The organism is Nocardioides sp. Bht2 (assembly GCF_047308515.1).
Taxonomy (GTDB): Bacteria; Actinomycetota; Actinomycetes; order Propionibacteriales; family Nocardioidaceae; genus Nocardioides.
This window is the reverse complement of the sequence record NZ_JBLBWI010000001.1, coordinates 37,921-61,399: the sequence shown is the minus strand read 5'-3', so window position 1 is coordinate 61,399 and position 23,479 is coordinate 37,921. Positions and strand designations below refer to the sequence as shown.

General features: G+C 68.2%; 29 protein-coding genes. 19 read left to right on the top strand and 10 right to left on the bottom strand.

Features of this window, described 5'->3' with window-relative positions; translation table 11 throughout:
- Positions 1–167 precede the first annotated feature (167 nt).
- The 3 genes from ACLM5J_RS00335 to ACLM5J_RS00325 are packed head-to-tail and all read left to right on the top strand — an operon-like array spanning position 168 to position 1,812.
- Positions 168–617, top strand: a complete 450-nt coding sequence (locus tag ACLM5J_RS00335) for a DUF4395 domain-containing protein (RefSeq protein WP_413654009.1) — start codon at positions 168–170, stop codon at positions 615–617.
- 47 nt (positions 618–664) lie between these two features.
- A complete protein-coding gene (locus ACLM5J_RS00330) occupies positions 665–1,513 on the top strand; it encodes a sulfurtransferase (RefSeq protein WP_413654008.1) in 849 nt (282 codons plus the stop codon).
- A 2-nt stretch (positions 1,514–1,515) separates the two neighbouring features.
- Entirely contained in the window at positions 1,516–1,812 is a 297-nt protein-coding gene (locus tag ACLM5J_RS00325) for a DUF1416 domain-containing protein (RefSeq protein WP_413654007.1), read from the top strand.
- A 17-nt stretch (positions 1,813–1,829) separates the two neighbouring features.
- Here the strand turns inward: ACLM5J_RS00325 and ACLM5J_RS00320 are convergent, their stop codons facing one another.
- The 3 genes from ACLM5J_RS00320 to dtd form a co-directional block, all read right to left on the bottom strand.
- Positions 1,830–3,134: an O-antigen ligase family protein gene (locus ACLM5J_RS00320; protein ID WP_413654006.1), complete on the bottom strand. Its 1,305-nt coding sequence runs from the start codon at positions 3,132–3,134 to the stop codon at positions 1,830–1,832.
- Complete coding sequence (locus ACLM5J_RS00315; protein WP_413654005.1) at positions 3,131–4,501, bottom strand: polysaccharide biosynthesis tyrosine autokinase; 1,371 nt, start codon at positions 4,499–4,501, stop codon at positions 3,131–3,133. The genes ACLM5J_RS00320 and ACLM5J_RS00315 overlap by 4 nt, the downstream gene beginning before the upstream one ends.
- An 85-nt stretch (positions 4,502–4,586) precedes the next feature.
- A complete protein-coding gene (gene dtd, locus ACLM5J_RS00310; protein ID WP_413654004.1) occupies positions 4,587–5,024 on the bottom strand; it encodes a D-aminoacyl-tRNA deacylase in 438 nt (145 codons plus the stop codon).
- A 61-nt stretch (positions 5,025–5,085) separates the two neighbouring features.
- On the opposite strand from dtd, the gene ACLM5J_RS00305 reads away from it, so the two are divergent.
- The 9 genes from ACLM5J_RS00305 (at position 5,086) to mftF (ending at position 13,763) form a co-directional block, all read left to right on the top strand.
- The gene (locus ACLM5J_RS00305; RefSeq protein ID WP_413654003.1) at positions 5,086–5,928 is read left to right on the top strand and encodes a 3-keto-5-aminohexanoate cleavage protein; all 843 of its coding nucleotides are present in this window, start codon (positions 5,086–5,088) and stop codon (positions 5,926–5,928) included.
- Positions 5,929–6,073: 145 nt separating this feature from the next.
- Positions 6,074–7,621, top strand: coding sequence for a sugar transferase (locus tag ACLM5J_RS00300; protein ID WP_413654002.1), 1,548 nt, complete (start codon positions 6,074–6,076; stop codon positions 7,619–7,621).
- Between the two features lie 109 nt (positions 7,622–7,730).
- Positions 7,731–7,835: a mycofactocin precursor MftA gene (mftA, locus tag ACLM5J_RS00295; RefSeq protein ID WP_413654001.1), complete on the top strand. Its 105-nt coding sequence runs from the start codon at positions 7,731–7,733 to the stop codon at positions 7,833–7,835.
- 15 nt (positions 7,836–7,850) lie between these two features.
- A complete protein-coding gene (gene mftB, locus ACLM5J_RS00290; protein WP_413654000.1) occupies positions 7,851–8,123 on the top strand; it encodes a mycofactocin biosynthesis chaperone MftB in 273 nt (90 codons plus the stop codon).
- Positions 8,120–9,445: a mycofactocin radical SAM maturase gene (gene mftC, locus ACLM5J_RS00285; RefSeq protein WP_413653999.1), complete on the top strand. Its 1,326-nt coding sequence runs from the start codon at positions 8,120–8,122 to the stop codon at positions 9,443–9,445. The genes mftB and mftC overlap by 4 nt, the downstream gene beginning before the upstream one ends.
- Positions 9,445–10,680 carry a pre-mycofactocin synthase MftD gene (gene mftD / locus ACLM5J_RS00280; RefSeq protein ID WP_413653998.1) on the top strand — a complete coding sequence of 412 codons (1,236 nt, stop codon included), beginning with the start codon at positions 9,445–9,447 and terminating at the stop codon, positions 10,678–10,680. Before mftC ends, mftD begins: the two co-directional genes overlap by 1 nt.
- Before the next feature lie 4 nt (positions 10,681–10,684).
- On the top strand, positions 10,685–11,455 hold the full coding sequence (gene mftE, locus ACLM5J_RS00275) for a mycofactocin biosynthesis peptidyl-dipeptidase MftE (protein ID WP_413653997.1): 771 nt from the start codon (positions 10,685–10,687) through the stop codon (positions 11,453–11,455).
- Positions 11,452–12,252, top strand: a complete 801-nt coding sequence (locus ACLM5J_RS00270) for a mycofactocin-coupled SDR family oxidoreductase (protein ID WP_413653996.1) — start codon at positions 11,452–11,454, stop codon at positions 12,250–12,252. The genes mftE and ACLM5J_RS00270 overlap by 4 nt, the downstream gene beginning before the upstream one ends.
- A complete protein-coding gene (gene mftF / locus ACLM5J_RS00265; protein WP_413653995.1) occupies positions 12,249–13,763 on the top strand; it encodes a mycofactocin biosynthesis glycosyltransferase MftF in 1,515 nt (504 codons plus the stop codon). Before ACLM5J_RS00270 ends, mftF begins: the two co-directional genes overlap by 4 nt.
- On the opposite strand, the gene mftR is transcribed toward mftF, so the two are convergent.
- Positions 13,648–14,253, bottom strand: coding sequence for a mycofactocin system transcriptional regulator (gene mftR / locus ACLM5J_RS00260; protein WP_413653994.1), 606 nt, complete (start codon positions 14,251–14,253; stop codon positions 13,648–13,650). The genes mftF and mftR overlap by 116 nt on opposite strands.
- 66 nt (positions 14,254–14,319) lie before the next feature.
- Here mftR and ACLM5J_RS00255 point away from each other — a divergent pair, with 66 nt between their 5' ends.
- The gene (locus tag ACLM5J_RS00255; protein WP_413653993.1) at positions 14,320–14,886 is read left to right on the top strand and encodes a hypothetical protein; all 567 of its coding nucleotides are present in this window, start codon (positions 14,320–14,322) and stop codon (positions 14,884–14,886) included.
- A 4-nt stretch (positions 14,887–14,890) separates the two neighbouring features.
- Here the strand turns inward: ACLM5J_RS00255 and ACLM5J_RS00250 are convergent, their stop codons facing one another.
- Together ACLM5J_RS00250 and ACLM5J_RS00245 are read right to left on the bottom strand one after the other, a co-directional pair.
- Positions 14,891–15,304, bottom strand: coding sequence for a Fur family transcriptional regulator (locus ACLM5J_RS00250; RefSeq protein WP_413653992.1), 414 nt, complete (start codon positions 15,302–15,304; stop codon positions 14,891–14,893).
- Between the two features lie 4 nt (positions 15,305–15,308).
- Positions 15,309–15,803 carry an FABP family protein gene (locus ACLM5J_RS00245; RefSeq protein ID WP_413653991.1) on the bottom strand — a complete coding sequence of 165 codons (495 nt, stop codon included), beginning with the start codon at positions 15,801–15,803 and terminating at the stop codon, positions 15,309–15,311.
- 43 nt (positions 15,804–15,846) lie between these two features.
- Between ACLM5J_RS00245 and ACLM5J_RS00240 the strand changes: the two genes are divergently transcribed.
- From ACLM5J_RS00240 to ACLM5J_RS00225, 4 genes are all read left to right on the top strand, one after another.
- Entirely contained in the window at positions 15,847–16,209 is a 363-nt protein-coding gene (locus tag ACLM5J_RS00240; protein ID WP_413653990.1) for a DsrE family protein, read from the top strand.
- 78 nt (positions 16,210–16,287) lie between these two features.
- Positions 16,288–17,250: a YgfZ/GcvT domain-containing protein gene (locus ACLM5J_RS00235; RefSeq protein WP_413653989.1), complete on the top strand. Its 963-nt coding sequence runs from the start codon at positions 16,288–16,290 to the stop codon at positions 17,248–17,250.
- A 192-nt stretch (positions 17,251–17,442) separates the two neighbouring features.
- Positions 17,443–17,979 (top strand): hypothetical protein, encoded by a 537-nt coding sequence (locus ACLM5J_RS00230; RefSeq protein WP_413653988.1) that lies wholly within the window; start codon positions 17,443–17,445, stop codon positions 17,977–17,979.
- A gap of 136 nt (positions 17,980–18,115) precedes the next feature.
- Positions 18,116–18,472, top strand: coding sequence for a phosphomannose isomerase type II C-terminal cupin domain (locus ACLM5J_RS00225; protein ID WP_413653987.1), 357 nt, complete (start codon positions 18,116–18,118; stop codon positions 18,470–18,472).
- Between the two features lie 78 nt (positions 18,473–18,550).
- Here the strand turns inward: ACLM5J_RS00225 and ACLM5J_RS00220 are convergent, their stop codons facing one another.
- From ACLM5J_RS00220 to ACLM5J_RS00205, 4 genes are all read right to left on the bottom strand, one after another.
- Complete coding sequence (locus tag ACLM5J_RS00220) at positions 18,551–18,862, bottom strand: pyrimidine/purine nucleoside phosphorylase (protein WP_413653986.1); 312 nt, start codon at positions 18,860–18,862, stop codon at positions 18,551–18,553.
- A 93-nt stretch (positions 18,863–18,955) separates the two neighbouring features.
- Entirely contained in the window at positions 18,956–20,236 is a 1,281-nt protein-coding gene (locus ACLM5J_RS00215) for a sulfate adenylyltransferase subunit 1 (RefSeq protein ID WP_413653985.1), read from the bottom strand.
- Positions 20,236–21,150, bottom strand: a complete 915-nt coding sequence (gene cysD / locus ACLM5J_RS00210; RefSeq protein WP_413653984.1) for a sulfate adenylyltransferase subunit CysD — start codon at positions 21,148–21,150, stop codon at positions 20,236–20,238. The genes ACLM5J_RS00215 and cysD overlap by 1 nt, the downstream gene beginning before the upstream one ends.
- Positions 21,151–21,279: 129 nt before the next feature.
- Positions 21,280–22,224, bottom strand: coding sequence for a sulfite exporter TauE/SafE family protein (locus ACLM5J_RS00205; protein ID WP_413653983.1), 945 nt, complete (start codon positions 22,222–22,224; stop codon positions 21,280–21,282).
- 131 nt (positions 22,225–22,355) lie between these two features.
- Between ACLM5J_RS00205 and ACLM5J_RS00200 the strand changes: the two genes are divergently transcribed.
- Both ACLM5J_RS00200 and ACLM5J_RS00195 read left to right on the top strand, forming a co-directional pair.
- Positions 22,356–22,826, top strand: coding sequence for a MaoC family dehydratase (locus ACLM5J_RS00200; protein WP_413653982.1), 471 nt, complete (start codon positions 22,356–22,358; stop codon positions 22,824–22,826).
- A gap of 19 nt (positions 22,827–22,845) precedes the next feature.
- A complete protein-coding gene (locus ACLM5J_RS00195) occupies positions 22,846–23,460 on the top strand; it encodes a TetR/AcrR family transcriptional regulator (RefSeq protein WP_413653981.1) in 615 nt (204 codons plus the stop codon).
- The last annotated feature ends 19 nt before the right edge of the window (positions 23,461–23,479 follow it).

The following is a 23,479-nucleotide window of genomic DNA, read 5'->3' as shown; positions in this document are numbered from 1 at the left end:
GCGTTCGGCGCTGTGTCGAATGTCCTGATCGGACACCCCTCTTAGGATCCAGCCTGCCCTAGCGCCCGCTAGGTGCTCTCGGCATGATCCGCCGCTCGTCGGTCCGGGTGTGTCCCAACCTCGCCATGCGAGGAGCTCGGTAACGCCAGGACATCGAAGGAGCAGTAATGAGTGCGCAAGGCATCGACCCACGTGGTCCGCGGTTCGCCGCAGGGGTGACCGCGGTCGTGCTGGCCGTCGTCCTGTTGACGGCACCGGCACCCTTCGGTGTCGCGTTGCTCGCTGTGCAGGCCGTGCTGTTCGCCGTGGGCGCGCTGCTCGGGCTGAACCGCACGCCGTTGGCGTGGGTCTACCGCACGGTCGTCCGGCCGCGGTTGGCGCCGCCGGTGGAGTTCGAGGACCCGACCCCGCCGCGCTTCGCGCAGACGGTCGGCCTGGTCTTCGCCCTGGTCGGTCTGGCCGGCTACGGAGCGGGCGTCGAGGTGGTCGGTGCGATCGCCGTCGGCTTCGGCCTGGCCGCCGCGTTGCTCAACGCAGTCATCGGCTTCTGCCTGGGCTGCGAGATGTACCTGTTGGGTAAGCGCTTCGTGGCGCGAACCCCTGCTCCAGCCCGCTGAACCCCCTTACTTCAACAAGCTTTCCCATCACACTGAAAGAGAGAGAAATGAGCCGCGAGAACGTACTCGTCACCGCCCAGTGGGTCGAGGACAACCTGGACACTGACGGCGTCGTGGTGATCGAGGTCGACGAGGACACCGCGTCCTACGACCGCAGCCACATCCGTGGCGCGATCAAGCTCGACTGGACCACCGACCTGCAGGACCAGGTCGTCCGCGACTTCGTGAACAAGGCCCAGTTCGAGGCTCTGCTCTCCAAGCGTGGCGTCGCCAACGACGACCTCGTCGTCCTCTACGGCGGTAACAACAACTGGTTCGCCGCCTACGCCTACTGGTACTTCAAGCTCTACGGTCACAAGAACGTGAAGCTGCTCGACGGTGGCCGTAAGAAGTGGGAGCTCGACGCTCGCGAGCTGGTCGCTGAGGTTCCGACCCGCGCCGAGACCACCTACGTGGCGACCGAGCAGGACCAGTCCATCCGCGCCTACCGCGACGACGTCGTGGCCGCGATCGGCACCCAGAACCTGGTCGACGTGCGCAGCCCCGACGAGTTCGCCGGCCGCCTGTTGGCTCCGGCTCACCTCCCGCAGGAGCAGGCTCAGCGCGCTGGCCACATTCCCACCTCGGTCAACGTGCCGTGGAGCAAGAACGCCAACGACGACGGCACCTTCAAGTCCGACGCCGAGCTGCAGGAGCTGTACGCGGGCGTCGGCTTCGACGAGGACAAGGACACCATCGCGCTGTGCCGCATCGGTGAGCGTTCCTCGATCACCTGGTTCGTTCTGCAGGAGCTGCTGGGCAAGAAGAACGTCAAGAACTACGACGGTTCCTGGACCGAGTACGGCTCGCTCGTCGGCGTGCCGGTCGTTCTGGGCGACGAGCCCGGGGAGGCCTGAGCATGTGCGGTGCAACTGAGGGCGGTCTGCCGCTCGATGGCGTGAACGTGGCCAAGGAGGCCGTGGTCCAGGGTCAGGTCGTGCGGGACGGCGAGCCGGTCGGCAACGCCTACGTGCGCCTGCTCGACAAGACCGGCGAGTTCACCGCCGAGGTGCCCACCTCGGCAACCGGTCACTTCCGGTTCTTCGCCGGTGACGGCGAGTGGACCCTGCGGACGTTGGCTCCCAAGGCCGACACCGTCGACAAGAAGGTCGTTGCCGCCACCGGTTCGGTCGCCGAGGTCCTGATCAGCATCTGATCGCCTCGGCCGGCCGGCTAGCGGATCCGAACGCCTCCAACTCCTCCGAGTTGGGGGCGTTCGTCGTTCTCCTCGACCTGCTGACGCTGTGCGTTCGGGTTCGCCGAGACCACCAACGCGAGAACCACCGCCACCCAGATGTAGCGGTCCCACATCAGCGAGGTGAGCAGGGCCGTCATCGCGTAGCCGATGGCGGGGTAGGCGATCCGGTGCAGCGGGCGGCGTGCGGTGATCAGGGGTTGGCAGGTGGCCATCAGGATCAACACCCAGCCGACCAGGCCGAAGATGCCGACGCAGACCGCCACCTGGAGATAGACGTTGTGGGCGTGCAACGCATCGGCGAACCCGTTGCCCAGCAGGGGATGTTCGAGGAACGCCTTGATGCCCTTGTCCAACGCCTGCTCGCGCTCGATGTCGGAGTTGGATGCGCTACCGCCGCCGAGCAGCCGACCGAGCGCGTTGTCGCTCTGCGTGAGCAGACGTTCGGCGAAGGCGAGCACGACCACAGCCCCGGCCATCAGCCAGCCGACCGCCTTCGTGGAGCGCTCGACCACGACATACAAGCCGATCAGCGCGATGATCACCAGCAGTGAGGCGCGGGAGCCACTGATCCAGATCGTGAACAGGTGGGTGGCGCCGACGCCCCACCAGAACCACTGCTGCGACGGCTTGGTGTGGCTGACGATGAACGGGATCAGTGCGGCCGCCAGCACCCCGGTCAGGCCGAGGGCGTTGGGGTGCTCGGTCAGGCCGATGTAGCGGCCGGTGTCGGCCGCCGTCCCTTTCATCAGTCCCCAGCCGGTGCTGAAGACCGTGCCCAGGCAGTAGGCGCGCGCCAGATTGACGCAGATCGGGATCGACGGGGCCCACATCATGAAGGCGATCGGCAGGATCACCACCGAGGCGATGAAGCGGGCGAACAGGTTGGCGCTGGTCAGCGGATCCTCGGCGTTGAGGGTGGCCAGGATGCCGAGCAGGACGACCAAGGTGACGCCGGCCAGGTAGAGCGGAGGCAGGCGGAACCGGTGCACGAAGAAGCCGGGCGCCAGCAGGGTGAAGCCGATCACCAAGAAGATGTCGGTGAAGGTGACGAAGGTGGCCCCCGGGATCGGGGTGGCGCCGCCCATCGGCCCACAGAACAGGGCGATCGTGACGAAGAAGGTGCCGGCCCGCTCGGGGCCGAGTTGCACGCAGATCACGAAGGTGAGTGCCGCCGCCGCGCTGACTGCGCCCATGATCAACGAGTCGCGGGCGGCCAGAACCAGGCCCAGCAGCAGGACGACGCCGACCAGGTAGGTCGCCAGCGACTTCGCGATCGTCATCGGGCCGTACGCAGCGTCTCTTCCTCGCTGTCTCCGTAGTAGTAGTAATAGTGGCTGGTGGCGCGGCGCGGAGCACGGTTGATCACGACGCCGAACATCCGCGCGTCCACCTGCTGCAGTCGGCCGGTGGCCTGCTCCAACTGGTCACGGGTGGTCTTGCCGTAGCGGACCACCATGATCGCGCCGTCCGCGGCGCGGGCCAGGATGGCCGCGTCGGCCACCGGCAGCAGCGGGGGAGCGTCGATGATGACGACGTCGAACATCGAGCGCAGCCGACCGATCAGGTCCTTGGTCGCCTGCGACTGCAGCACCTCGGTCGGGTTCGGCGGCAACGGCCCACCGGCAAGGAACGAGACCCCGCTGGACTGGTGGATCTGGATGCTCTCGGCCAACGTCGACTTGCCGACCAGCACGGTGGTCAGGCCGACGGAGGCTTCGAGGCCGAGCAGGTCGGCGATCCGAGGACGGCGCAGGTCGCCGTCGACCAGCAGGACGCGCTGTCCGGCCTGGGCCAGCGCGATGGCCAGGTTGGTCGAGGTGGAGGTCTTGCCTTCGCCCGGGATCGCCGAGGTGATCACGAAGGAACGCGGCTGGTTGTCCAGGTCCAGGAACTGCAGGTTGGTCCGCAGCACGCGGAACGCCTCGGCCCGCGGCGCGTAGCCGGAGAGGTCCGAGAAGAGCGGGTGCTTGGCCATCTCCGGGTCGTGGGCCAGGTGGGCGATCACGCCCGCGCCGCCGCTGTACTTGTCGACGTGCTCGACCGTCTTCACGGTGTTGTCGATGACCTCGCGGAGCAGTGCGACACCGATACCGATGATCAGGCCGATCACGCCGGCGATGATCACGTTGAGCACCGTGCGCGGTGCCACCGGGTCGGGGTTGTACGACGCGGGGTCGGCGACGGTGGCCCGGATCGGGGTGACGGCGCCCTTCGGGGCGTCGATCTTGCCGATGTACTCGGTCATCGCCTCGGAGTGGACACGGGCGATCTGCTGGGCGACCGCGGCGTCCGGATCGGTCACGGTGATGTTGATGATCACCGTGAGCGGCTCGACCTCGGCCTTGATCTGGTCCGCGAGCTCGTTGGGGCCGCGGTTCAGGTTGAGCTCATCGATCACCAGTTGCATGAGCTCGTTGTTGGTCGCCAGATCGGCGTACGAGGCCACGCGGCCGGTCGAGATGAAGTTGGCCGCGATCGCTTCAGTGGGATCGTCGACGTCGGTCGAGATGAAGATCCTCGCCTTCGACTCGTACTGCGGGGTCGCTAGGAACGAGTAGACGCCGGAGGCGACAACTGCCAGAAGGAAGAGCGACACGATGGTCTTCCAACGGCGCCCGAGAACATGCAGGAGGTCCTTGAGATCCACACCAGGCCTTAAAGATCAGTGAAAGAGGTGATGCGCAGTCAACGAAGCCTAGAGGCATCCGTTACTCCGGCGAGGCTGTTTGGGGTCAAAGAGTGGGTGGTGTTTCCAAGATCAGGGTGATCGGTCCGTCGTTGACCAGCTGCACAGCCATGTCGGCGCCGAAGACCCCTTGTGAGACAGGGGTTCCCAGCGCTTCGAGCTCGGCGCAGAACGCCTCGTAGAGAGGTTCGCTGACACTGCCCGGAGCAGCTGCCTGCCAGGTCGGACGGCGTCCCTTGCGAGCGTCTCCGTAGAGGGTGAACTGGCTGACCACCAGGATCGGTGCGTCGAGCTCGCCGGCCGAACGTTCGTCGCGCAGGATCCGCAGGTCCCGGACCTTGCGGGCCAGCCAGCGGCACTCGGCCGGACCGTCGTCGTGGGTGATGCCGAGCAGGACCAGGAGCCCAGGAGCGTCGATCTTGCCGACAATTTTCCCGTCAACGGAGACTGAAGCTTCTGAAACTCTCTGAACTACGGCGCGCATCGAGAAAATCTTTCACTCTAGGGGTGGAGGTGGGCGGCGTGATTCTGCCACGATGCCGGGTATGGAGAACCCTGCCGCACACCAGGTGATGATCACCGTCGCGCCGACCGGCGCGGAGACCAGCAAACTGGCCTGCCCCGCGCTGCCGACCACCCTTGCCGAGTTGGTGCAGACCGCCCAGGAGTGCGAGGCCGCCGGCGCGGCGATGATCCACGTCCACATCCGCGACGCCGCGCACCAACCGAGCCTTGATCCGGCCGCGCTGCGGGAGACGGTGATCGCGCTGCGTGAGAGCACCGGGCTGTTGGTCCAGCTCTCCACCGGGGGCTCGGTCCACGACGGCTTCGCGGCCAGACTCGCGGTCCTGGATGCCGAGCCGGACTCCTGTTCGCTGACCATGGGCACCACCAACTTCGGCGACGACGTCTTCGCCAACCCGTGGCCCTTCATCGTCGATCTCTACCGGCTCAGTCAGGAGCGCCAGGTGGTTCCCGAGTTCGAGCTCTTCGACCTGGGCCAGGTGCACTCCTTGGCGCGCCTGCTGCGGGAGCACGGGCTGCCGTTCGGGGGACAGGTCCACGTCGACCTGGTGATGGGGGTGCCCGGTGGCATGCCGGGTGACGTCCCGACGATGGTGGCGGCGGTGGCGGCGTTGCCGGGCGAGGTCACCAGCTGGTCGGCGACCGGCGTCGGCCGCAGCACGTTGCCGGTCGCGCTGGCTGCGCTGGCGATGGGCGGACACCTGCGGGTCGGGATGGAGGACGTGCTGACCCTGTCCCGTGGCGTGCCGGTGGAGAGCAATGCCCAGTTGGTGAGCCGGGCCGCCGAGTTGGCTCGGTTGGCGCAGCGTCCGCCGATGGCCCCGGAGCAGGCGCGGCGGTTGTTGGGGTGCGCTCCGCGCTGATCGCGCAACTGGTCCAGACCGATTTACCCGCTCTTGGGTAATGCCGTTCTCGGGGTGTGACCTCACCGAAGTTGGGTCGTTGAACCCACGTCCAGCACGCAGGCCGTGACTTCTCGGTCGGTGCCCAACGGTGAGGACGTGAGCGATGAGCGAGTTGACCCGCGAGGCGGTATTCGGCGCTGCTCCGGTGCCTGTCCCCGCTGCTCGGCGTGAGCTCCGCCCCGCCTCGGCACCGGATCAGATCGTCGCCCCGGCCGGCTCGCTCTCGCGCCGGTTGTGGGGAGTGGTCGCCGCGATCGCGGTGGTCGACGCCGCCGTGCTGGCGCTGACCTCGTTCGTCGCGGTCTCGATGAGAGCTTGGCTGGACGGGATGATCGCGCCGTCGGAGGAGACCCTCGTCTTCTCGATCCGCAACGGCATCACCCCCTGGCTCTTCCTGGCCTGGTTCTGCTGTCTGGTCGCGTTCGGTGCCTACGCCCGGCGCAACCTCGGTGGAGGGTTCGAGGAGTTCCGGATCGTCGCGATGGCTTCGGGGATCGCGGCAGGTGCCGGTGGCACGTTGGCCTTCCTGACCCAGAGCTACCTCTCGCGGGGATACTTCATCGTCTGCTTCGCCGGCGGGACGGCGATGCTGCTGACCGGCCGTTACCTGGTCCGCAAGGCGCTGCACTTCGCCCGCTCTCGGGGGCGATTGGCGGAACGGGTGGTCGCGGTCGGCAGCCCGGCCGCACTGGGTGAGATCCAGGCCAACTTCGATCGACTGCACTGGACGGGCTACACCCTGGTCGGCGCCTGCATGCCGGGTGCCGCCGCGCCCCGGGGCAACCCGAGCGCGGTACACGGTGTCCCGGTCTTCGGCGGTACCGAGCACCTGGTGGCTGCCTGTGAGGCGACCGGTGCCGACACCGTGCTGGTCGCTGGCGGCGGGCACGAGTCCGCGGCCGCGCTGCGGGAGATCGGCTGGGCGCTCGAAGGTCACCAGGTGAACCTGGTGGTGGCGCCGGCGTTGCTCGACATCGCCGGGCCCCGGATCCACATGCGCCAGGTCGGCGGGATGCCTCTGGTCTATGTCGACAAGCCCCAGGTGAGCCGGGCCCAGGGCCTGCTGAAGCGGAGCTTCGACCTGGCGGTGGCCTCGGCGATGCTGCTCGCCGCGGCTCCGGTGATGGTGCTGGCGGCGATCGCGATCAAGCTCGAGGACCGAGGCCCGGTCTTCTACCGCCAAGAACGCAGCGGGCGCGACGGCGTCCGGTTCGGGATCTGGAAGTTCCGGTCGATGGTCGTGAACGCGGACGCTCTGCGCGACGACCTGGTGGCGAGCAGCGATACCGACGGCGTGCTGTTCAAGATGAAGGAGGACCCGCGGATCACCCGGGTCGGCAAGTGGCTGCGGCGCTTCTCCGTCGACGAGCTTCCGCAACTGTTCAACGTCATCCGCGGCGAGATGAGTGTGGTCGGGCCACGCCCGCCGCTCCCGGCCGAGGTCGAGGCTTACCCCGCCCACATGCACCGCCGTCTGCTGGTGCGGCCCGGACTGACCGGGCTGTGGCAGGTCTCGGGGCGCAGTGACCTGCCCTTCGACGAGGCGGTCCGGATGGACCTCTACTACGTCGACAACTGGTCCCTGATCGGCGACATCCTGATCATGCTGAAGACCGTCCGCGCGGTGCTGCTCAGCAAGGGTGCCTACTGATCGTCAGACTTTTCTGCCACGGACTTGTCCGAGAACCCTGGCTTTTTGGCAACGAGTGCCATTAATCTCCTCAGTGTGGCGCGCGCCACTTGAACTGAGGAGATTTCGGATGGACATCACGATCGATCCCAACGCGGAGACCGTCAGCGAGCAGCTCACCGCAGACATGCTGATCGAGGAAGTCTCGATCGACGGCATGTGCGGCGTCTACTGAGCCGCGGGGGTTCCGGTGCTTGACCAGGCATGGCAGTTGTCCCCGTCGGTGGCCCTACGGCCCGAACCGTTCGGCGCGCTGGCCTACCACTTCGGCAATCGGCGGCTCACCTTCCTGCGCCGCCCGGAGCTGGTGAGCGTCGTCAAGGCGCTGGGCGGATGCGACGACGTCCGCGCTGCGCTCGTCGAGGCAGGAGTGCCGGAACCCCACTGGGCGGCCTACGCCTCCGCCCTCGAATCGTTGGCCAAGGCCGACATGATCCGCCCCCGTGAAGGAGCATCGGCATGACCACCCTGCAGGAGCCCACCGCGACGGCGTCCCGGCCGCTCGGCGGAACCCTGATCGAGCAGTTCGAGCTCGGTCTCGATGCGCCGATCTGCCTGACCTGGGAACTCACCTACGCCTGCAACCTGGAGTGCGCGCACTGCCTCTCCTCCAGCGGCCGGCGTGACCCCCGCGAACTCAGCACCGAGCAGTGCGAGGCGGTCATCGACGAGCTTCAACGGATGCAGGTCTTCTACGTCAACATCGGGGGTGGCGAGCCGACGATCCGGCCGGACTTCTGGCACCTGCTGGAGTACGCGGTCAACCACCAGGTCGGCGTCAAGTTCTCCACCAACGGCGTCCGCCTCAACCCGGAGCGTGCGGCCTTCCTCGCCTCGCCCGCCTGCAACGGGTACGTCGACGTGCAGATCTCCCTGGACGGCGCAACGGCGGAGGTCAACGACTACGTCCGTGGGCCCGGTTCGTTCGACACCGCGTTGACGGCGTTGGCGAACCTGCAGGAGGCGGGCTTCTCCGACGCCAAGATCTCGGTGGTCTGCACCCGCCAGAACATCGGCCAGCTCGACGAGTTCAAGGCCCTGGCCGACCGGTTCGGGGCCACCCTGCGGCTGACCCGGCTCCGCCCCAGCGGCCGCGGTGCCGACGTCTGGGACGAACTGCACCCGTTGCCGCACCAGCAGCGTGAGCTGTACGACTGGCTGATGGCGCACGGCGAGGACGTGCTCACCGGCGACTCGTTCTTCCACCTGGCCGCCTTCGGTGAGTCGCTGCCCGGGCTCAACCTGTGCGGCGCCGGCCGGGTGGTCTGCCTGATCGACCCGATCGGCGACGTCTACGCCTGCCCGTTCGCCATCCACGACAACTTCCTGGCCGGCAACCTGCTCGACGAGGGCGGCTTCCAGAAGGTCTGGCAGAGCTCCGAACTCTTCACCGAGCTGCGTTCGCCGCAGACCGGCGGAGCGTGCAGCTCCTGCCAGTTCTTCGACTCGTGTCGCGGCGGGTGCATGGCCGCGAAGTTCTTCACCGGGCTGCCGCTCGATGGCCCCGACCCCGAGTGCGTCCAGGGATACGGCGAGCAGGCGTTGGCCGGACCGCGGACGATTCCCGCCGCGAGCCAGGACCACTCGAAGGCGAACCCGACCCGCAATCAACCGGTGATGCTGACTCTGGGACGCCGTCCTGATCAGTTGGAACCGCCCGCCGCGCCGCCGGTCTCGGCCTGCGCGGAGAACCCCCTGGCCGGATTCGTCCCGGCCGACTTCGACGTCCCGGCCGACGGTGGCTGTGGTTGCCGCGCCGGCGCCTCTGGAAAGGCATGCTGCTGATGAAGCTCGAGAACCCCTGGAAGCAGAACCCCTGGTTCGAATCGGTCGCGGTCGCGCAGGAGCGCGCCCGCAAGAGGCTGCCGAAGCCGGTCTACGGTGCGCTCGTCGCCGGTTCCGAGCGGGGCCAGTCGATCGCGGCCAACCTCGACGGCTTCGCGGCCCTCGGCATGGCTCCGCACGTGGTCGGCGCGACGGCCGAACGTGACCAGAGCACCACGGTCTTCGGGCAGCAGGTCAGTTCGCCCGTGCTGATCAGCCCTACCGGCGTCCAGGCGGTGCACCCGGACGGCGAGGCCGCCGTGGCCCGAGCCGCAGCCGCGCGCGGCACGATCATGGGGTTGTCGAACTTCGCCTCGAAGTCGGTCGAAGAGGTCGTCGCCACCGGAGCGACCACCTTCTTCCAGATGTACTGGACCGGTGACCGCGACACGATGATCCAGCGGATGCAGCGTGCCCACGCGGCCGGATCGAAGGGCCTGATCGCCACCCTGGACTGGTCCTTCTCGATGGGCCGTGACTGGGGCAGCCCCGAGATCCCGGAGAAGGTCGACCTCAAGACGATGGTGCGGATGGCACCCAAGGTCGCCACCAAGGTCCGCTGGGGCCTTCAGTTCGCCAAGGCCCGCAACATCCCCGACCTCACCGCCCCGAACCTGGCCCCGCCGGGTGGCGCGGCGCCGACCTTCTTCGGCGCCTACTACGAGTGGATGACCACGCCGGCGCCGACCTGGGCGGACGTCGCCTGGATGCGGGAGACCTGGAGCCAGATCAGCGGAGGTGCGCCCTTCGTCCTCAAGGGCGTCTGCCGGATCGACGACGCCCTGCGCGCGGTCGACGCGGGCGTCGCCGGCATCTCGGTCTCCAACCACGGTGGCAACAACATCGACGGCACCCCGGCCGCGATCCGGATGGTGCAGCCGATCAGCAAGGCGGTCGGGCACCAGATCGACGTGGTGATGGACGGCGGCGTGCGGCGCGGCTCCGATGTGGTCAAGGCGGTGGCGCTGGGGGCGAAGGCCGTGATGATCGGGCGTGCCTACCTGTGGGGCCTCGCGGCGAACGGCCAAGCAGGCGTGGAGAACGTGCTCGACGTGATCAACGGCGGTATCGACTCGGCGATGCGCGGCCTCGCGGTCTCCTCGCTGGGGGAACTCACCGAGGAACACCTGCTGGTCCCTGCGGAGTTCCACCAGTCGTTGGGTGCGCCGGCGCTGGACGCATCCCTGCGGGGCTGAGCCGGTGTCTGCGGTACTGCACCTCGACGGCGCCCGCTGGACCGACGTGCCCGCCGGGGCGTTGGTCCTGGTGCCGGTGGGCTCGGTCGAGCAACACGGTCCGCACCTGCCGCTGGCCACTGACGCCGCGATCGCGGCCGAGGTGACCCGTCAGGCCGCGGAGCTGGTCGCGGCCGAGCGCGCCGCCGAGCTCGGGCCGGTGGTGGTGGCTCCGGTGCTGCCCTACGGTGCCAGCGGGGAGCACCAGGGCTTCGCCGGGACGATGTCGATCGGCACCGACGCGTTGAGCCTGGTCCTCATCGAGTTGGCTCGTTCGCTCAAGCTCTGGGCCGGGTCCGTGGTCTTCATCAACGGTCACGGTGGGAACATTCCCGCGCTCACACGGGCCGTGGTCCAGCTGGTCGCCGAGGGACACGACGCGGCCTGGGTGCCCTGCGCCTCCGGCCATGTCGACGCCCACGCCGGACAGACCGAGACCTCGCTCATGCTGCACCTGGCGCCCGAGCAGGTCGCGATGGCCGAGGCGGAGCCGGGGAACCTGCGACCGATCGAGGAACTGATGCCGCAGCTGATGAAGAACGGAGTCATCGGGGTCTCCGCGAACGGCGTGCTCGGCGACCCGACGCAGGCGGACGCCGTCACCGGACAGGGGTTGTGGCGCGGATTGATCGACGACGTCGCGGGGCGGGTCATCGGCCGGCAGCGTGACGCCCGAGGCTGCTTGACGTCGCCCTCCCGCGAGGGGGCGGTCGGCCAACTCGTGGAGACCGAATGACCCGGCCGGCTCGCGTCGCACTGGTGACGGGAGCCGCCCGCGGGATCGGTGCGGCGACCGTCGATGCCCTGTGTGCGCAGGGATATCGGGTGCTCGCCTTCGACAGTTGCGCCGGCGACGAGGTGCCTGTCGGCGTCCGCGGCTCCCTGGCGGACCGTGCTGAGCTGGAAGCGGTCGCCGCACGGCATCCGGGCCAGGTGCTGGCCCACGTCGGCGACGTCCGCGATCCGGCGGCGTTGCGGGCTGCAGCCGCGTCCGCGGTGGCCACGTTCGGCGGACTCGATGTGGTGGTCGCCGCCGCCGGCGTGATCGGCGGTGGTCGGCCACTGTGGGAGACCTCGGCCGACGAGTTCGCCAGCCAATGGGAGGTGAACGCTCTCGGGGTGTGGAACACCGCCCACGCCGTGGTGCCGCACCTGCTCGCCCAGCCGGACCCGGCGGGCTGCCGCTTCGTGGCCGTCGCCTCGGCGGCGGGGGAGCGCGGGATGTTCGGGCTCTCCGCGTATGCAGCGAGCAAGCATGCGGTGATCGGCATCGTCCGCGGTCTGGCCGCTGACCTGGTGGGTACCGGGGTGACAGCTGTAGCAGTCGCTCCCGGCGCCACCGAGACGGCGATGCTGCAGGCCACCGCAGAGCTCTATCAGCTCGACGACGTAGGCGAGCTCGTCGCGAATCAGCTGATCCGTCGGGCCATCACTCCGGCCGAACAGGCAGCGGTGATCGCCTTGTGCTGCTCGCCGGCCGGGGCCGCGTTGAACGGTTCGGTGCTGCGGGCCGACGGCGGCTTCGTCGGATGAACGCACTGCCTCGTGGTGCGATCGTCCGACTCGACGACCGATCCCGATGGCTGGACGACTCGACCCTGGTCGGTGGTGCGCCGGCCAGGCTCTTCCGGTTCGGTGCGGGGGTGCGGGAGCTCCTCGAAGGCGGTCTCGAGGTCACCGACGGCAACCGTGCGGCGCTGGCCGCCACCCTGGTCAGGGCGGGCGCCGCGCACCTGGATCTCAGCACGGTGCAAGGGATCGAGCGCAGCGAGGTCACCGTGGTGGTGCCGGTCCATGGCCGGGCGGCACCGTTGACCCGCCTGCTCGACGCCCTGCCCAGCGGTTGTGCCGAGGTGATCGTGGTGGACGACGCCTCACCGGACCCCGTTGCCCTGCACGCAGCGATCGCCGGCCGCGAACACCACCGGCTGATCAGGCTGGCGACGAACCAAGGACCGGCCGCCGCCCGCAACGCCGGGCTGGCCCAGGTGCGTACCCGGTTCGTGCTCTTCGTCGACTCCGACGTGGTCGTCGGTGGCGCGGCGTTGGACCATCTGTTGCGGCACTTCGCGGATCCGGCTCTGGCGGTGGTGGCGCCACGGGTCTGTGCCCTTCCCTCGGCGCCGTCGTGGCTGGGCCGCTACGAGGAGGAGGCCTCCGCGCTCGACATGGGCACGCGGTCTGCCGTGGTCCAGCCGCGTACTCCGGTGGGCTGGCTCCCCAGCGCCTGCTGGCTGGCGCGGGTCGAGACCTTGGGAGCCGGGTTCGACCCTCAGCTACGGGTGGCAGAGGACGTGGACCTGATCTGGCGGCTGGTCGCGGCCGGCGGGTCGGTGCGGTATGCGGCCGAGGTGCCGGTCCACCACGAGCACCGCGTGCAGTGGGGAGCGTGGCTGGAACGCCGCTTCCGGTACGGGACGGGGGCGACGCCGTTGGCCCAGCGGCACGGTGCGACCGTCGCGCCTGCGGTGCTCACCCCCTGGACCGCAACGTTGTTGCTCGCCGTCGCGGCGCAGCGTCGGTGGAGTCTGCCGGTGGCTGTGCTCGCCTGCGCGACGGGCGCGATCCAACTGTGGCGCCGGCTCCCCGAACCGCAGCCGCTGGCCCGGGCTCGGCAGGCGGGTGCGCTGACCGCGCGTGGCGCCGCAACCGCCCTGGAGCAAGGCGTCTCGTTGACCGTGCGACATGCCTGGCCGGTGGCCGTTCTCGGCGCCGCCCTCGGCCCGCGTGGCCGCCGGGTGGCGCTTGCGGCGTTGCTCGCCGACGCCGTCCTCGCACGTCGGCGTCGAACGACCTCGTTGGATCCGGCGCGGCATCTCCTGGCACGGCGGGCCGATGACCTCGCCTATGGCGCTGGAGTCTGGTGGTCGGCGTGGCAGGGCCGGTCGGTCCGCGCCTTGCTGCCGGATCTCGTGCTCCCGACGCGGGCTAGGGCGCCAGGTGGGCCCGCAGCCCGGTCATCGCTTCGTCCAGAAGGTCGGGCAGGGAGGCGGTCTCGTCCGCCAGCCACCGGTCGTACGCCGCCAGCGCCAACGCCAGGCTGACCTGTCCGACGGTCTGTGGAAGCAGGTCCGCGACATCGCGGCCGGTCCGCTCCGCCACGTACTCGGCGATCACGGCCCGCCACTGCTCGTAGCGCAGGACCGAATGCGCTTGCAGCGCAGGGGTCCGCAGGATCAGGAGCATCCGCTCGCGGTGCGGGGGAGAGGCGTTCTCGGGGTAGGTGTTGAAGCTGAGCACCGCGCGGTGCACCGCCTGCCACAGGGGCACGTCGTCGGGCATCGCGCGCAGGGTCGAGCGGAAGGTGTCGAGGGTGCGGTCGAACTGGCCCCAGGGAATGTCGTTCTTGGAGTCGAAGTAACGGAAGAGGGTCCGCTTGCCGACGCCCACGGAGCGGGCGATCGCGTCCAGGGTGGTCTGATCGAAGCCGTGCTCGGCGAACAGGGAGAAGGCGGCCTGTTCGATCTCGGCATGGGACGTCGCCCCTGGACGGCCGCGGGGCCGTTCGCCGGCGGGGCTCTGTGCAGACAACACGCTGGGACCCTACCAACTTCGCAGGCCAGCGACGGGGCCACCGAGCGGGCCCACTACGCTGCCTGAGTGCGCCCCACTGTGCTCTTCGTCTGCGTCGCCAACATCTGCCGGTCCCCGGTTGCCGAGCGACTCTTCGAACTGCGCCTCGCCGACGCCGGTTTCCCGGGGGCGATCGAGGTCGCCTCAGCTGGGGTTCGGGCTCTCGAGGGACGGGAGATGGCGCCGGAGTCCCTGCGTACGTTGACCGAACGTGGCGCGGCGACCGGCAGCTTCGGCGCCCGGCTGTGCAGCACCGAGATGTTGGCGCACGCCGATCTGGTGCTCACCGCGACCCGCGGCATCCGCTCCTCGATGCTGGCCGAGACCCCGCAGGCGTTGCGGCGCAGCTTCACCATCACCGAGTTCGTGGCACTGAGCGAGCATGTCCAGGCACAGGCGCCGGTTGCGGACCTTGCCGCGCTGATCGCGGGGTGTGCGCAGATACGCGGCTCGGTGCCGGTCGCCGAGTACGACGTCGCCGACCCGTACGGCCGGAGCGCGGCACACTTCGACACCGCGGCGGAACAGATCGACGCCGCCGTCGCGCGGATCGCGGCGGTGCTCGGCCCGTTGGCCGTGTCGGCCACGGCGTAACGGCTCAGCCGCCCGCGCACTCCACGCAGGTCCCGAACATGGTCAGGTGGCCGACGTCCGGGACGAACTGCTCCTGATCCCGGAGCTGGGTCAGGACGCCGTCCAGGATCTTCGGGTCGACGGAGATCACCTTCTGGCAGCTGCGGCAGACCAGGTGGAAGTGCTCATGGCTGCCGAGCGCGTGGTAGGTCGGCGCGCGGTCCGAGAGGTGGGTGTGCCGGACCAGGCCGAGCTCTTCGAGCACCTCGAGGTTGCGGTAGATGGTGGAGAGGTTCACCGCCGACGAACGCTTGCGGACCTCCGCGAACACCTCATCCGGGGTCGCGTGGCCGAGCGTCTCCACCGCGGCCAGGATCAGCTCCCGCTGCGGGGTCAGGCGTTTGCCGCTGCTGCGCAGTCGGGCGGCGAACTCGCTCACGGTGTCACTGTCGCTTCAAGCGCGCCCACAGGTGGGGCTGGAGCTCCTGGCCCATCGCCGCCATGTCATAGGCGTAGAGCAGGTCGCCGTCGACGTTGCCGTAGAGGCGGTGGCCGGCGGTGACCTCCTTGGCGGTCTCGGTGCGGGCGATCGCGTCGGTGCTGATCTCGAGCTTGGCGTCGCCGGCCGTACCGAACCAGACCTCGGCGATCCCGGAGCTGTGGTTGAGCAGGACCTCGACCTTGCCCTCGGGCAGGCAGCGGATGAAGCCGGACTCGATGGCCGCGTCGCGGACCTTGTTGCCCTCTTCGTCGACGATCCAGGAACGCGCCATGTAGTGGAAGAAGGGCCGTCCGTCGTGGGTGAAGATCAGCTCCTGGCCGAACTGGAACTTCTCGATCGTCGGGTAGTCACCGTGGCCATTGCCACGCCAGGTGCCCAGCATCCAGGCGATCGGGGCGCAGTTGGGGTGAAGGTTCTCAGGGAGCTCGAACGGCATGGGCCCCATTCTAGGAGCATGGCGGCGACTACCCTCTGCAGACATGACGCGTTCGCTTCTCATCAAGGTCACTGCTGGCGCCGAGGATGCCGAACGGTGCAACCAGGCGTTCACCGTCGCCGCCGCTGCGGCGGCCTCGGGCGTCGAGGTGGGGCTCTGGCTGACCGGTGAGGCTTCCTGGTTCGGCCTGCCCGGGCGCGCAGAGGGTTTCAGCGTCCCGCTGGCGACGCCGCTCGCCGATCTGCGCGACACGATCCTGGCGGCTGGGCGGATCACCGTCTGCACCCAGTGCGCCGATCGACGGGGGATCACCGCGGAGCAGTTGCTCCCCGGGGTCCGGATCGCCGGTGCCGCCGTCTTCGTCGAGGAGGCCCTGGGCGACGGCGTCCAAGCCATCGTCTACTAGCTCAATGTGACCTCAGCGTCGCAATTGCGGCCGAAAGCCAGCGCTGAGGTCACATTGAGGGGTGGGTAGGCTGGCAGCGTGAACCCCTTGTTGTCGCTGCCCGGAGCGGTCTCCGGTGACGGTGTGGATGCGCCGGTCGCCGCCCATTACGGATCGTTCAACAACGAACAACGCACGCTGGAGGCGGGCGACGGGTTCGTCGACCTCTCGCACCGCGACGTCGTCCGGATCTCCGGGCCGGACCGGCTCACTCTGCTGCACTCGCTGACGACGCAGCATCAGGAGGTGCTCGCGTCCGGCCAGCCCACGGGGTTCCTGGTGCTCAGCCCGCAGGGGCACGTCGAGCACGCCGTCTTCGGCTCCGACTCGGGTGGTGAGGAGGGAGTCTTCACCGGTCACCTGGAGCCTGGCGCCGGTGCGGGGTTGATCGACTTCCTCACCCGGATGCGGTTCATGATGCGGGTCGAGATCGAGGACGCCACCAGCGAGCTCGCGGTCACCTGGCGCCCGGCCAAGCAGGCCGGGGGAGCCTTCGACGGCTACGAGTTCGTGCCCCGCGACCGGATCGGTGCCTACGCCGAGGCGGCCGGCCCGGCAGCAGGGCTGTGGGCCTTCGAGGCGTTGCGGATCGCGCGTGGCGAGGCCCGGTTCGGGATCGACACCGACCACCGCACCATCCCCAACGAAGCGGGCTGGATCGGCTCCGCCGTCCACCTGGACAAGGGCTGCTACCGGGGCCAGGAGACGGTCGCACGCGTGCACACGTTGGGCCGCCCGCCGCGTCGTCTGACCATGTTGCACCTGGACGGGTCGGACAACCGTCTGCCGGCGCAGGGAAGTGAGCTGTTGCACGGCGACAAGGTGGTCGGGTTCGTCGGAACCTCGGCCCGCCACTACGAACTCGGGCCGATCGCGCTGGCCATGGTGAAGCGGAACGTACCGCTTGACGCCACCTTGAACGCCGACGGCATTCCGGCTGCCCAGGAGGTCGTCGTCGACCCCGAGATCGGGCTCCACGTCCGACCCAACCTTCGCGGCTGAGCTCCGAGGTACACAGCGAGTTCCCGACTCCCAGGTCGGGGGTGGTTCTGGCGACCCCTGCGACAGCCGGTCCAGGGATGGATCGGTCTAGTCCGGACAAGTCCGCTTTCCCGAATTGCGTCATGATCCGCCCGGTGGGCCATCTCACTTGTAGGGGGCAAGCACCTGCGCGGTGGCTACAAGGGGCAAGAGATGAATGGATGGACGAGGCGGAGCGTTCGAGCCGGACTGGTCGCGCTCGCGGCGGTCCTGGGGCTGGGCCTCGCGACCTCTGCGGCGGCCCAGGACGGGCCGGCAACGGTGGTGACCCCGGTGGCACCCCAGGTCCGGGCGATCGATGGCTGCGGGAGCTACGGATTCGTGGGGATGCTGGGTGGGGAAGGGATCGCCTATCGGCTCACCGAGGGCAACGGCCGCGAGGGGGAGTGGGAGGTTCGGGCCGAGGCTCTGCCCGGATACCAACTGGAGCCGGCTGCCGTCCATCGCTGGGGCGGTGACTTGGGCGGATACCGGCCCTGCGCCGGGGGCTCGGACACGGACGCCTCCTCGGCGTCGGCAGACGGCGCCGCCAGTTCGACGTGGGCAGACGACGCTGCGGCGACGACGGCCGACAAGTACTCCGAGCGCGGAGAGCAGGCGCTGCACATCCTGGCGGCCGTCTTCGGCGTCATCGCTCTGGTCTGCGGGAGCTACCTGGTGGTGCTCGAGCGGCGTCGTCGTTCCAGCTGATCCGGCGCGCTGCGACCCGGTCGGGCAGAAAGCGCGCGACTTCGCGGAGTTGTCGCTACGGTTGAGCCAAGACCTGCACCATCCTGTTGGGGGCAGTACTGTTGCCGACTGGCTCGTCGTGGAATGGATCTTTTTGATGGCACATGATTCTGCAGTTCGCCCGTGGGGTTCGTGGCACGTCATTGACGAGAGCCAGGGCTACAAGGTCAAGCGCATCCACGTGAAGCCTGGCCAGCGCCTGAGCTATCAGACGCACCGTCACCGCTCCGAGCACTGGGTGGTGATCTTCGGGATCGCCACCTGCGTGGTCGCTGGCGAGACGATCGTCGCCGGGCCCGGCCAGTCGATCGACGTGGCGGTCGGCGAGGCGCATCGGATCACCAACGAGCACTCCGAGGAGCTGGTGATCATCGAGGTCCAGCACGGTGCCTACACCGGCGAGGACGACATCTGCCGGATCGAAGACGACTACGGTCGCCAGGACGCCAGCTGACGACGCGTCATCACGGACTACGGCGAAGGGCCGCGATCACTCGATCGCGGCCCTTCGTCCGTCTCGGGGGGAGATGGATCAGTGGTAGTGGCAGACGTAGTCGAGGGTCTCGAGCACCTCGATGTCGAACGACGAGTCGCCCGGCACCTCGAAGGACTGCCCGGCGCCGTACTCCTGCCACTCATCGGCTCCGGCGAGCCGGATCTTGCAGCGACCGGCGTTGATCCCCATCGTCTCCGGGGCAGCGGTGCCGAAGTTGAGGGTGGCGGGGAAGATCACGCCGAGCGACTTGCGGGTGCCGTCGGGGAGGTGCACGGTGTGGCTGACGCACTTGCCGTCGAAGTAGATGTTGGCCTGCTTGACGACACTCACGTTCTCGAACTGGGTCATGGAGAAAACCCTAGAGCGCGCAGTTCCAGACGCAGAAGGGCCCTGCCGATCGGCAGGGCCCTTCGGTGCGTCAGGAACGCGATGCTGCGCTGATCAACCGTTGATCATGCCGGCGCCGACGGTGACGCCGGTCGCCTCGTCGATCAGGATGAACGAGCCGGTGGTGCGGTTCTTCGAGTAAGGGTCGGTCAGCAGCGGGACCGTGGTCCGCAGCTGGATCCGGCCGATCTCGTTGAGCCCGAGCTGGTTCGCCTCCTGGTCGCGGTGCAGCGTGTTGATGTCCAGGCGGTACTGGATGTCCTTGACCAGAGCGCGACCGGTACGGGTGGTGTGCTTGATGGCGAGCTTCTGGCGCGGGCGCAGCGGCTCGTTGGTCATCCAGCAGACCATGGCGTCGATGTCCTGGTTCGGCGTCGGCGCGTTCTTCACCCGGGCGATGGTGTCGCCGCGGGAGACGTCGACGTCGTCCTCAAGACGGACGGTGACCGACATCGGCGGGAAGGCCTGGTCGATCTCCTTGTCGAAGAGGTCGATGCCCGCGATCTTGCTGGTCATGCCGCTGGGCAGCACGACGACCTCGTCGCCCTTCTTCAGAACGCCGCCCGCCACCTGCCCGGCGTAGCCGCGGTAGTCGTGGAACTCGTCGGAGTGCGGACGGACCACGTACTGCACCGGGAAGCGGACGTCGACCAGGTCGCGGTCGCTGGCCACGTGCACGTGCTCCAGGTGGTGCATCAGGGTCGGACCCTCGTACCACGGCGTGTTCTCGCTGCGGTTCACCACGTTGTCGCCCTGGAGCGCCGAGATCGGGATGATCGCGAGGTCCGGGATGTTCAGCTTGGTGGCGAACTGGGTGAACTCGGCCTTGATCTTCTCGTAGACCGCCTCATCCCAGCCGACGAGGTCCATCTTGTTGATCGCCAGCACCAGGTGCGGGACGCGGAGCAAGGAGAGCAGCACCGCGTGCCGACGCGACTGCTCGGTCAGGCCGTTGCGGGCGTCGACCAGGACCAGGCCGAGGTCGGCGGTGGAGGCACCGGTGACCATGTTCCGGGTGTACTGGATGTGGCCGGGGGTGTCGGCGATGATGAACTTGCGGTTCGGCGTCGCGAAGTAGCGGTAGGCAACATCGATGGTGATGCCCTGCTCCCGCTCCGAGCGCAGACCATCGGTCAGCAGCGAGAGGTCGACGTAGTCGTGGCCCTTCGCCTCGGAGGTGCGCTCGACGGCCTCGATCTGGTCCTCGAAGATCGACTTCGAGTCGTAGAGGAGGCGGCCGATCAGGGTCGACTTGCCGTCGTCCACCGAACCGGCGGTGGCGAAGCGGAGCAGGTCCATCTGGCGCTTGCTCTCAGGCGTGGTCTCGGTACCCATCAGAAGTAACCTTCCTTCTTGCGGTCCTCCATGGCAGCCTCGGAGAACCGGTCGTCACCACGCGTCGCGCCACGCTCGGTCAGTCGAGCCACCGAGATCTCCTCGATGATCTCCTCGACCGTGGAGGCCTTCGACTCGACACAGCCGGTCAGGGTGATGTCGCCGCAGGTGCGGAACCGCACCGTGCGCTCGTCGGCTTCCTCGCCGGGGCGCAGCGGGTTGAGCGGGGTCTCGGTCATCAGCATGCCGTCGCGCTCGAAGACGCGGCGCTGGTGGCTGAAGTAGATGCTCGGGATCTCGATCTCTTCGCGGCGGATGTAGTCCCACACGTCGAGCTCGGTCCAGTTGCTGATCGGGAAGATCCGCATGTGCTCGCCGGCGTGGATGCGGCCGTTGTAGAGGCTCCACAGCTCGGGGCGCTGGTTCTTCGGGTCCCACTGGCCGAACTCGTCGCGGTGGGAGTAGACCCGCTCCTTGGCGCGTGCCTTCTCCTCGTCACGGCGTCCGCCACCGAAGGCGGCGGTGAAGCCGTTCTCCTCGATCGCGTTGAGCAGCGTGCCGATCTGCAGGCGGTTGCGGCTGGTCTTCCCGTCGTCGACCACGACGCCGTTGGCGATCGCGTCGTCGATGGAGGCCACCACCAGCTTGACGCCGAGGCGGTCCACCCAGCGGTCGCGCGTCTCCATCACCTCGGGGAAGTCGAGACCCGTGTCGACCTGCAAGATCGGGAACGGGATCTTCGCCGGGTAGAACGCCTTCTCCGCGAGGCGGAGCATCACGATGGAGTCCTTGCCGCCCGAGAACATCAGGACGGGCTTCTCGAACTCCGAAGCGACCTCTCGGAAGATGTGGATCGACTCCGCTTCCAACTGGTCGAGTTGACTCAGCTGGTAGTCGGCATGTGGTGCAGTCATGGCTGAACTATGACCTCTCTTGGGACAGCGGCCCTCATCGTAGCCGGTTTGGCCAGGCCTCCTGGCCGTGGTCAGGAGGGTGAAACGGGTGGTCGTGTGGGCGGGGTCACAGTGCGTGACCGAGGTTGCTCACTCGGGGGTGCGGCGCGAGTTGCTGACCCGCCAGGCGCCGGAGTTGTTGTCGAAGGCGGGCAGGCCTCGAGTCTGCCGTACGAAGCCCCACAACAGCGGGCCGAGCAGGAGCAGGCCGGCGCCGATCAGTCCGACCGCCTCGGGGGAGACGCCGAGTAACTTCAGACCGGTGAGGGAGAGCACGATGACGATGCCGCGCCGGATCACCGACTGGCTGACCCAGTGCGCGAGGCGGGCGCCGAGGAAGGTGCCCGGGATGCCGCCGATGACCAGCGGGATCAGCACCTCCCAGTCGACGCCGGAGACCAGCACGTGGCCGATCGCCGCGGCCAGTACCAGCGGCACGGCCTGGACCAGGTCGGTGCCGACCAGCTTCACGGCCGACAGGGTCGGGTAGAGCAGCAGCAGGGCCACCATGATCAGGGAGCCCGAGCCGACCGAGGTGACGCCGACCAGCAGGCCGCCGATCATGCCGACCAGGAGGGTCGGGATCGGCTTGAGGACGATCTCCTCGCGCGGTGCTTCATTGCCCGAGGTGACCAGCCGGAGTTGGAGATACATCCGCAGGGTGTAGGTCAGCGCGGTGAAGAGGAGGGCGACGCCGATCGCGTGCTTGACGAACTCTTCCTGAGCCTCGCCGGCGCCGACGTGGTCGATGATGAACGCCCCGGCGAAGGCGAAGGGCACCGAGCCGACGATCAGCAGGCCGGCGAGGCGGAGGTTGGGCGAACCGCGCCGCCAATGCACTCCGGCGCCCACGCTCTTGGTGATCGAGGCCGAGACCAGGTCGTTGGCGACCGCGGCGGTGGGGTTGACGCCGAGAAAGATCAGCGCGGGGGTCATCAGCGCGCCGCCGCCCATCCCGGTCAGACCAACGACGATGCCGACACCGAAGGAGACCACGAGCACCGCGAGCGCGGCGGTGGTGAGGAGGTCAGGCATGCAAATCCCTCAAGTTCAGTGATTTGATCGTGATAGGTGACAGTGGAACACGGTAATAGGAAGTCCCGATCATCTCCGAACCGAGGTCGAATCCGATAAGATACCTTCCAGTCGGTATACAAGGAGGCGAGATGGAGCCGCGAAAGACCGTGGTCCCCGGGCCGATGGGACTGTTGGAACTGGTCGGCGTCGACCTGGGAGTCAGCGCGCCGCGGGTGGTGTCTCAGGCCGAGGTGGACGCGTTCGCGGACCTCACCGGAGATCACCAGTGGATCCATGTCGACGTCGAGCGCGCGAAGGACGGTCCGTTCGGCTCCACGATCGTCCACGGCTTCTTCACCCTGGCCCTCGTGCCGTTGATGTTCGGCGAAACCCTGGAGGTCGCCGAGTCGTCGATGGGCGTCAACTACGGGTTGGACAAGGTGCGTTTCGTGGCGCCGCTGCGTCCGCAGGAGGAGGTCCGGGCGCGCGCTACGTTGGTCAGCGCGGAGCTGCTGGGTGATGGCGTCGGTGTCCATGCCGCCGCACGAGTTGTTGTCGAACGGGTCGAAGATGGCCAGTTGTGCTGCGTGGCGGACATAGTCTTCCGCTACTACGTCTGAGAGATCGCGGGAGATCATGGTGGAGAAGAGAGCAAGTCGGCGCCGGTGGCCCGAGGGGTACGACCCCGCAGGCACGCGCAGGCAGTTGGTCGACAGTGCGCTTCGGCTCTTCGAGGAGCGCGGCTTCGACCGCACCTCGCTTCAGCAGATCGTCGAGGACGCCGAGCTCACCAAAGGCGCCTTCTATCACCACTTCCAGAGCAAAGAGGATCTGCTCTGGCAGATCCAGGACGAGTACCTGGAGTCGCAGCTCAAGGACGCGCACAAGATCGTCGAGGCCGACGCTACGCCGACCGAACAGATCCGCGCACTGATCTACCTCAGCCTCGAGGGCGTCGCCAAGCATCGTCCGCACGTGGCGATCTTCCAGCAGGAGCGTCGCAATCTCACCGGCGAGCGGCTCGACGAGGTCACCCGCAAGCGGGACGAGGTCGACGCCTTGTTCAACGAGACCATCCGCCGTGCCATCGAGGCCGGCGAGCTGCGTGACGACATCAATCCGCGGCTGATCACCTTCGGCATCCTCGGTATGTGTGCCTGGGCCTTCCAGTGGTTCAATCCGCGGGGCACGCTCAAGATCCAGGACGTCGCCGACCAGTTCTCCGCGATGATCCTCGACGGTCTGACCGTCTGACCCTCTGACGTTCTCTCTG

Coding starts and splice junctions, on each gene's coding strand:
- ACLM5J_RS00335 (WP_413654009.1), top strand. CDS start 168: ATGAGTGCGCAAGGCATCGACCCACGTGGTCCGCGGTTCGCCGCAGGG.
- ACLM5J_RS00330 (WP_413654008.1), top strand. CDS start 665: ATGAGCCGCGAGAACGTACTCGTCACCGCCCAGTGGGTCGAGGACAAC.
- ACLM5J_RS00325 (WP_413654007.1), top strand. CDS start 1,516: ATGTGCGGTGCAACTGAGGGCGGTCTGCCGCTCGATGGCGTGAACGTG.
- ACLM5J_RS00320 (WP_413654006.1), bottom strand. CDS start 3,134: ATGACGATCGCGAAGTCGCTGGCGACCTACCTGGTCGGCGTCGTCCTG.
- dtd (WP_413654004.1), bottom strand. CDS start 5,024: ATGCGCGCCGTAGTTCAGAGAGTTTCAGAAGCTTCAGTCTCCGTTGAC.
- ACLM5J_RS00305 (WP_413654003.1), top strand. CDS start 5,086: ATGGAGAACCCTGCCGCACACCAGGTGATGATCACCGTCGCGCCGACC.
- ACLM5J_RS00300 (WP_413654002.1), top strand. CDS start 6,074: ATGAGCGAGTTGACCCGCGAGGCGGTATTCGGCGCTGCTCCGGTGCCT.
- mftA (WP_413654001.1), top strand. CDS start 7,731: ATGGACATCACGATCGATCCCAACGCGGAGACCGTCAGCGAGCAGCTC.
- mftC (WP_413653999.1), top strand. CDS start 8,120: ATGACCACCCTGCAGGAGCCCACCGCGACGGCGTCCCGGCCGCTCGGC.
- mftD (WP_413653998.1), top strand. CDS start 9,445: ATGAAGCTCGAGAACCCCTGGAAGCAGAACCCCTGGTTCGAATCGGTC.
- ACLM5J_RS00270 (WP_413653996.1), top strand. CDS start 11,452: ATGACCCGGCCGGCTCGCGTCGCACTGGTGACGGGAGCCGCCCGCGGG.
- mftF (WP_413653995.1), top strand. CDS start 12,249: ATGAACGCACTGCCTCGTGGTGCGATCGTCCGACTCGACGACCGATCC.
- ACLM5J_RS00245 (WP_413653991.1), bottom strand. CDS start 15,803: ATGCCGTTCGAGCTCCCTGAGAACCTTCACCCCAACTGCGCCCCGATC.
- ACLM5J_RS00240 (WP_413653990.1), top strand. CDS start 15,847: ATGACGCGTTCGCTTCTCATCAAGGTCACTGCTGGCGCCGAGGATGCC.
- ACLM5J_RS00230 (WP_413653988.1), top strand. CDS start 17,443: ATGAATGGATGGACGAGGCGGAGCGTTCGAGCCGGACTGGTCGCGCTC.
- ACLM5J_RS00225 (WP_413653987.1), top strand. CDS start 18,116: ATGGCACATGATTCTGCAGTTCGCCCGTGGGGTTCGTGGCACGTCATT.
- ACLM5J_RS00220 (WP_413653986.1), bottom strand. CDS start 18,862: ATGACCCAGTTCGAGAACGTGAGTGTCGTCAAGCAGGCCAACATCTAC.
- ACLM5J_RS00215 (WP_413653985.1), bottom strand. CDS start 20,236: ATGGGTACCGAGACCACGCCTGAGAGCAAGCGCCAGATGGACCTGCTC.
- cysD (WP_413653984.1), bottom strand. CDS start 21,150: ATGACTGCACCACATGCCGACTACCAGCTGAGTCAACTCGACCAGTTG.
- ACLM5J_RS00205 (WP_413653983.1), bottom strand. CDS start 22,224: ATGCCTGACCTCCTCACCACCGCCGCGCTCGCGGTGCTCGTGGTCTCC.
- ACLM5J_RS00200 (WP_413653982.1), top strand. CDS start 22,356: ATGGAGCCGCGAAAGACCGTGGTCCCCGGGCCGATGGGACTGTTGGAA.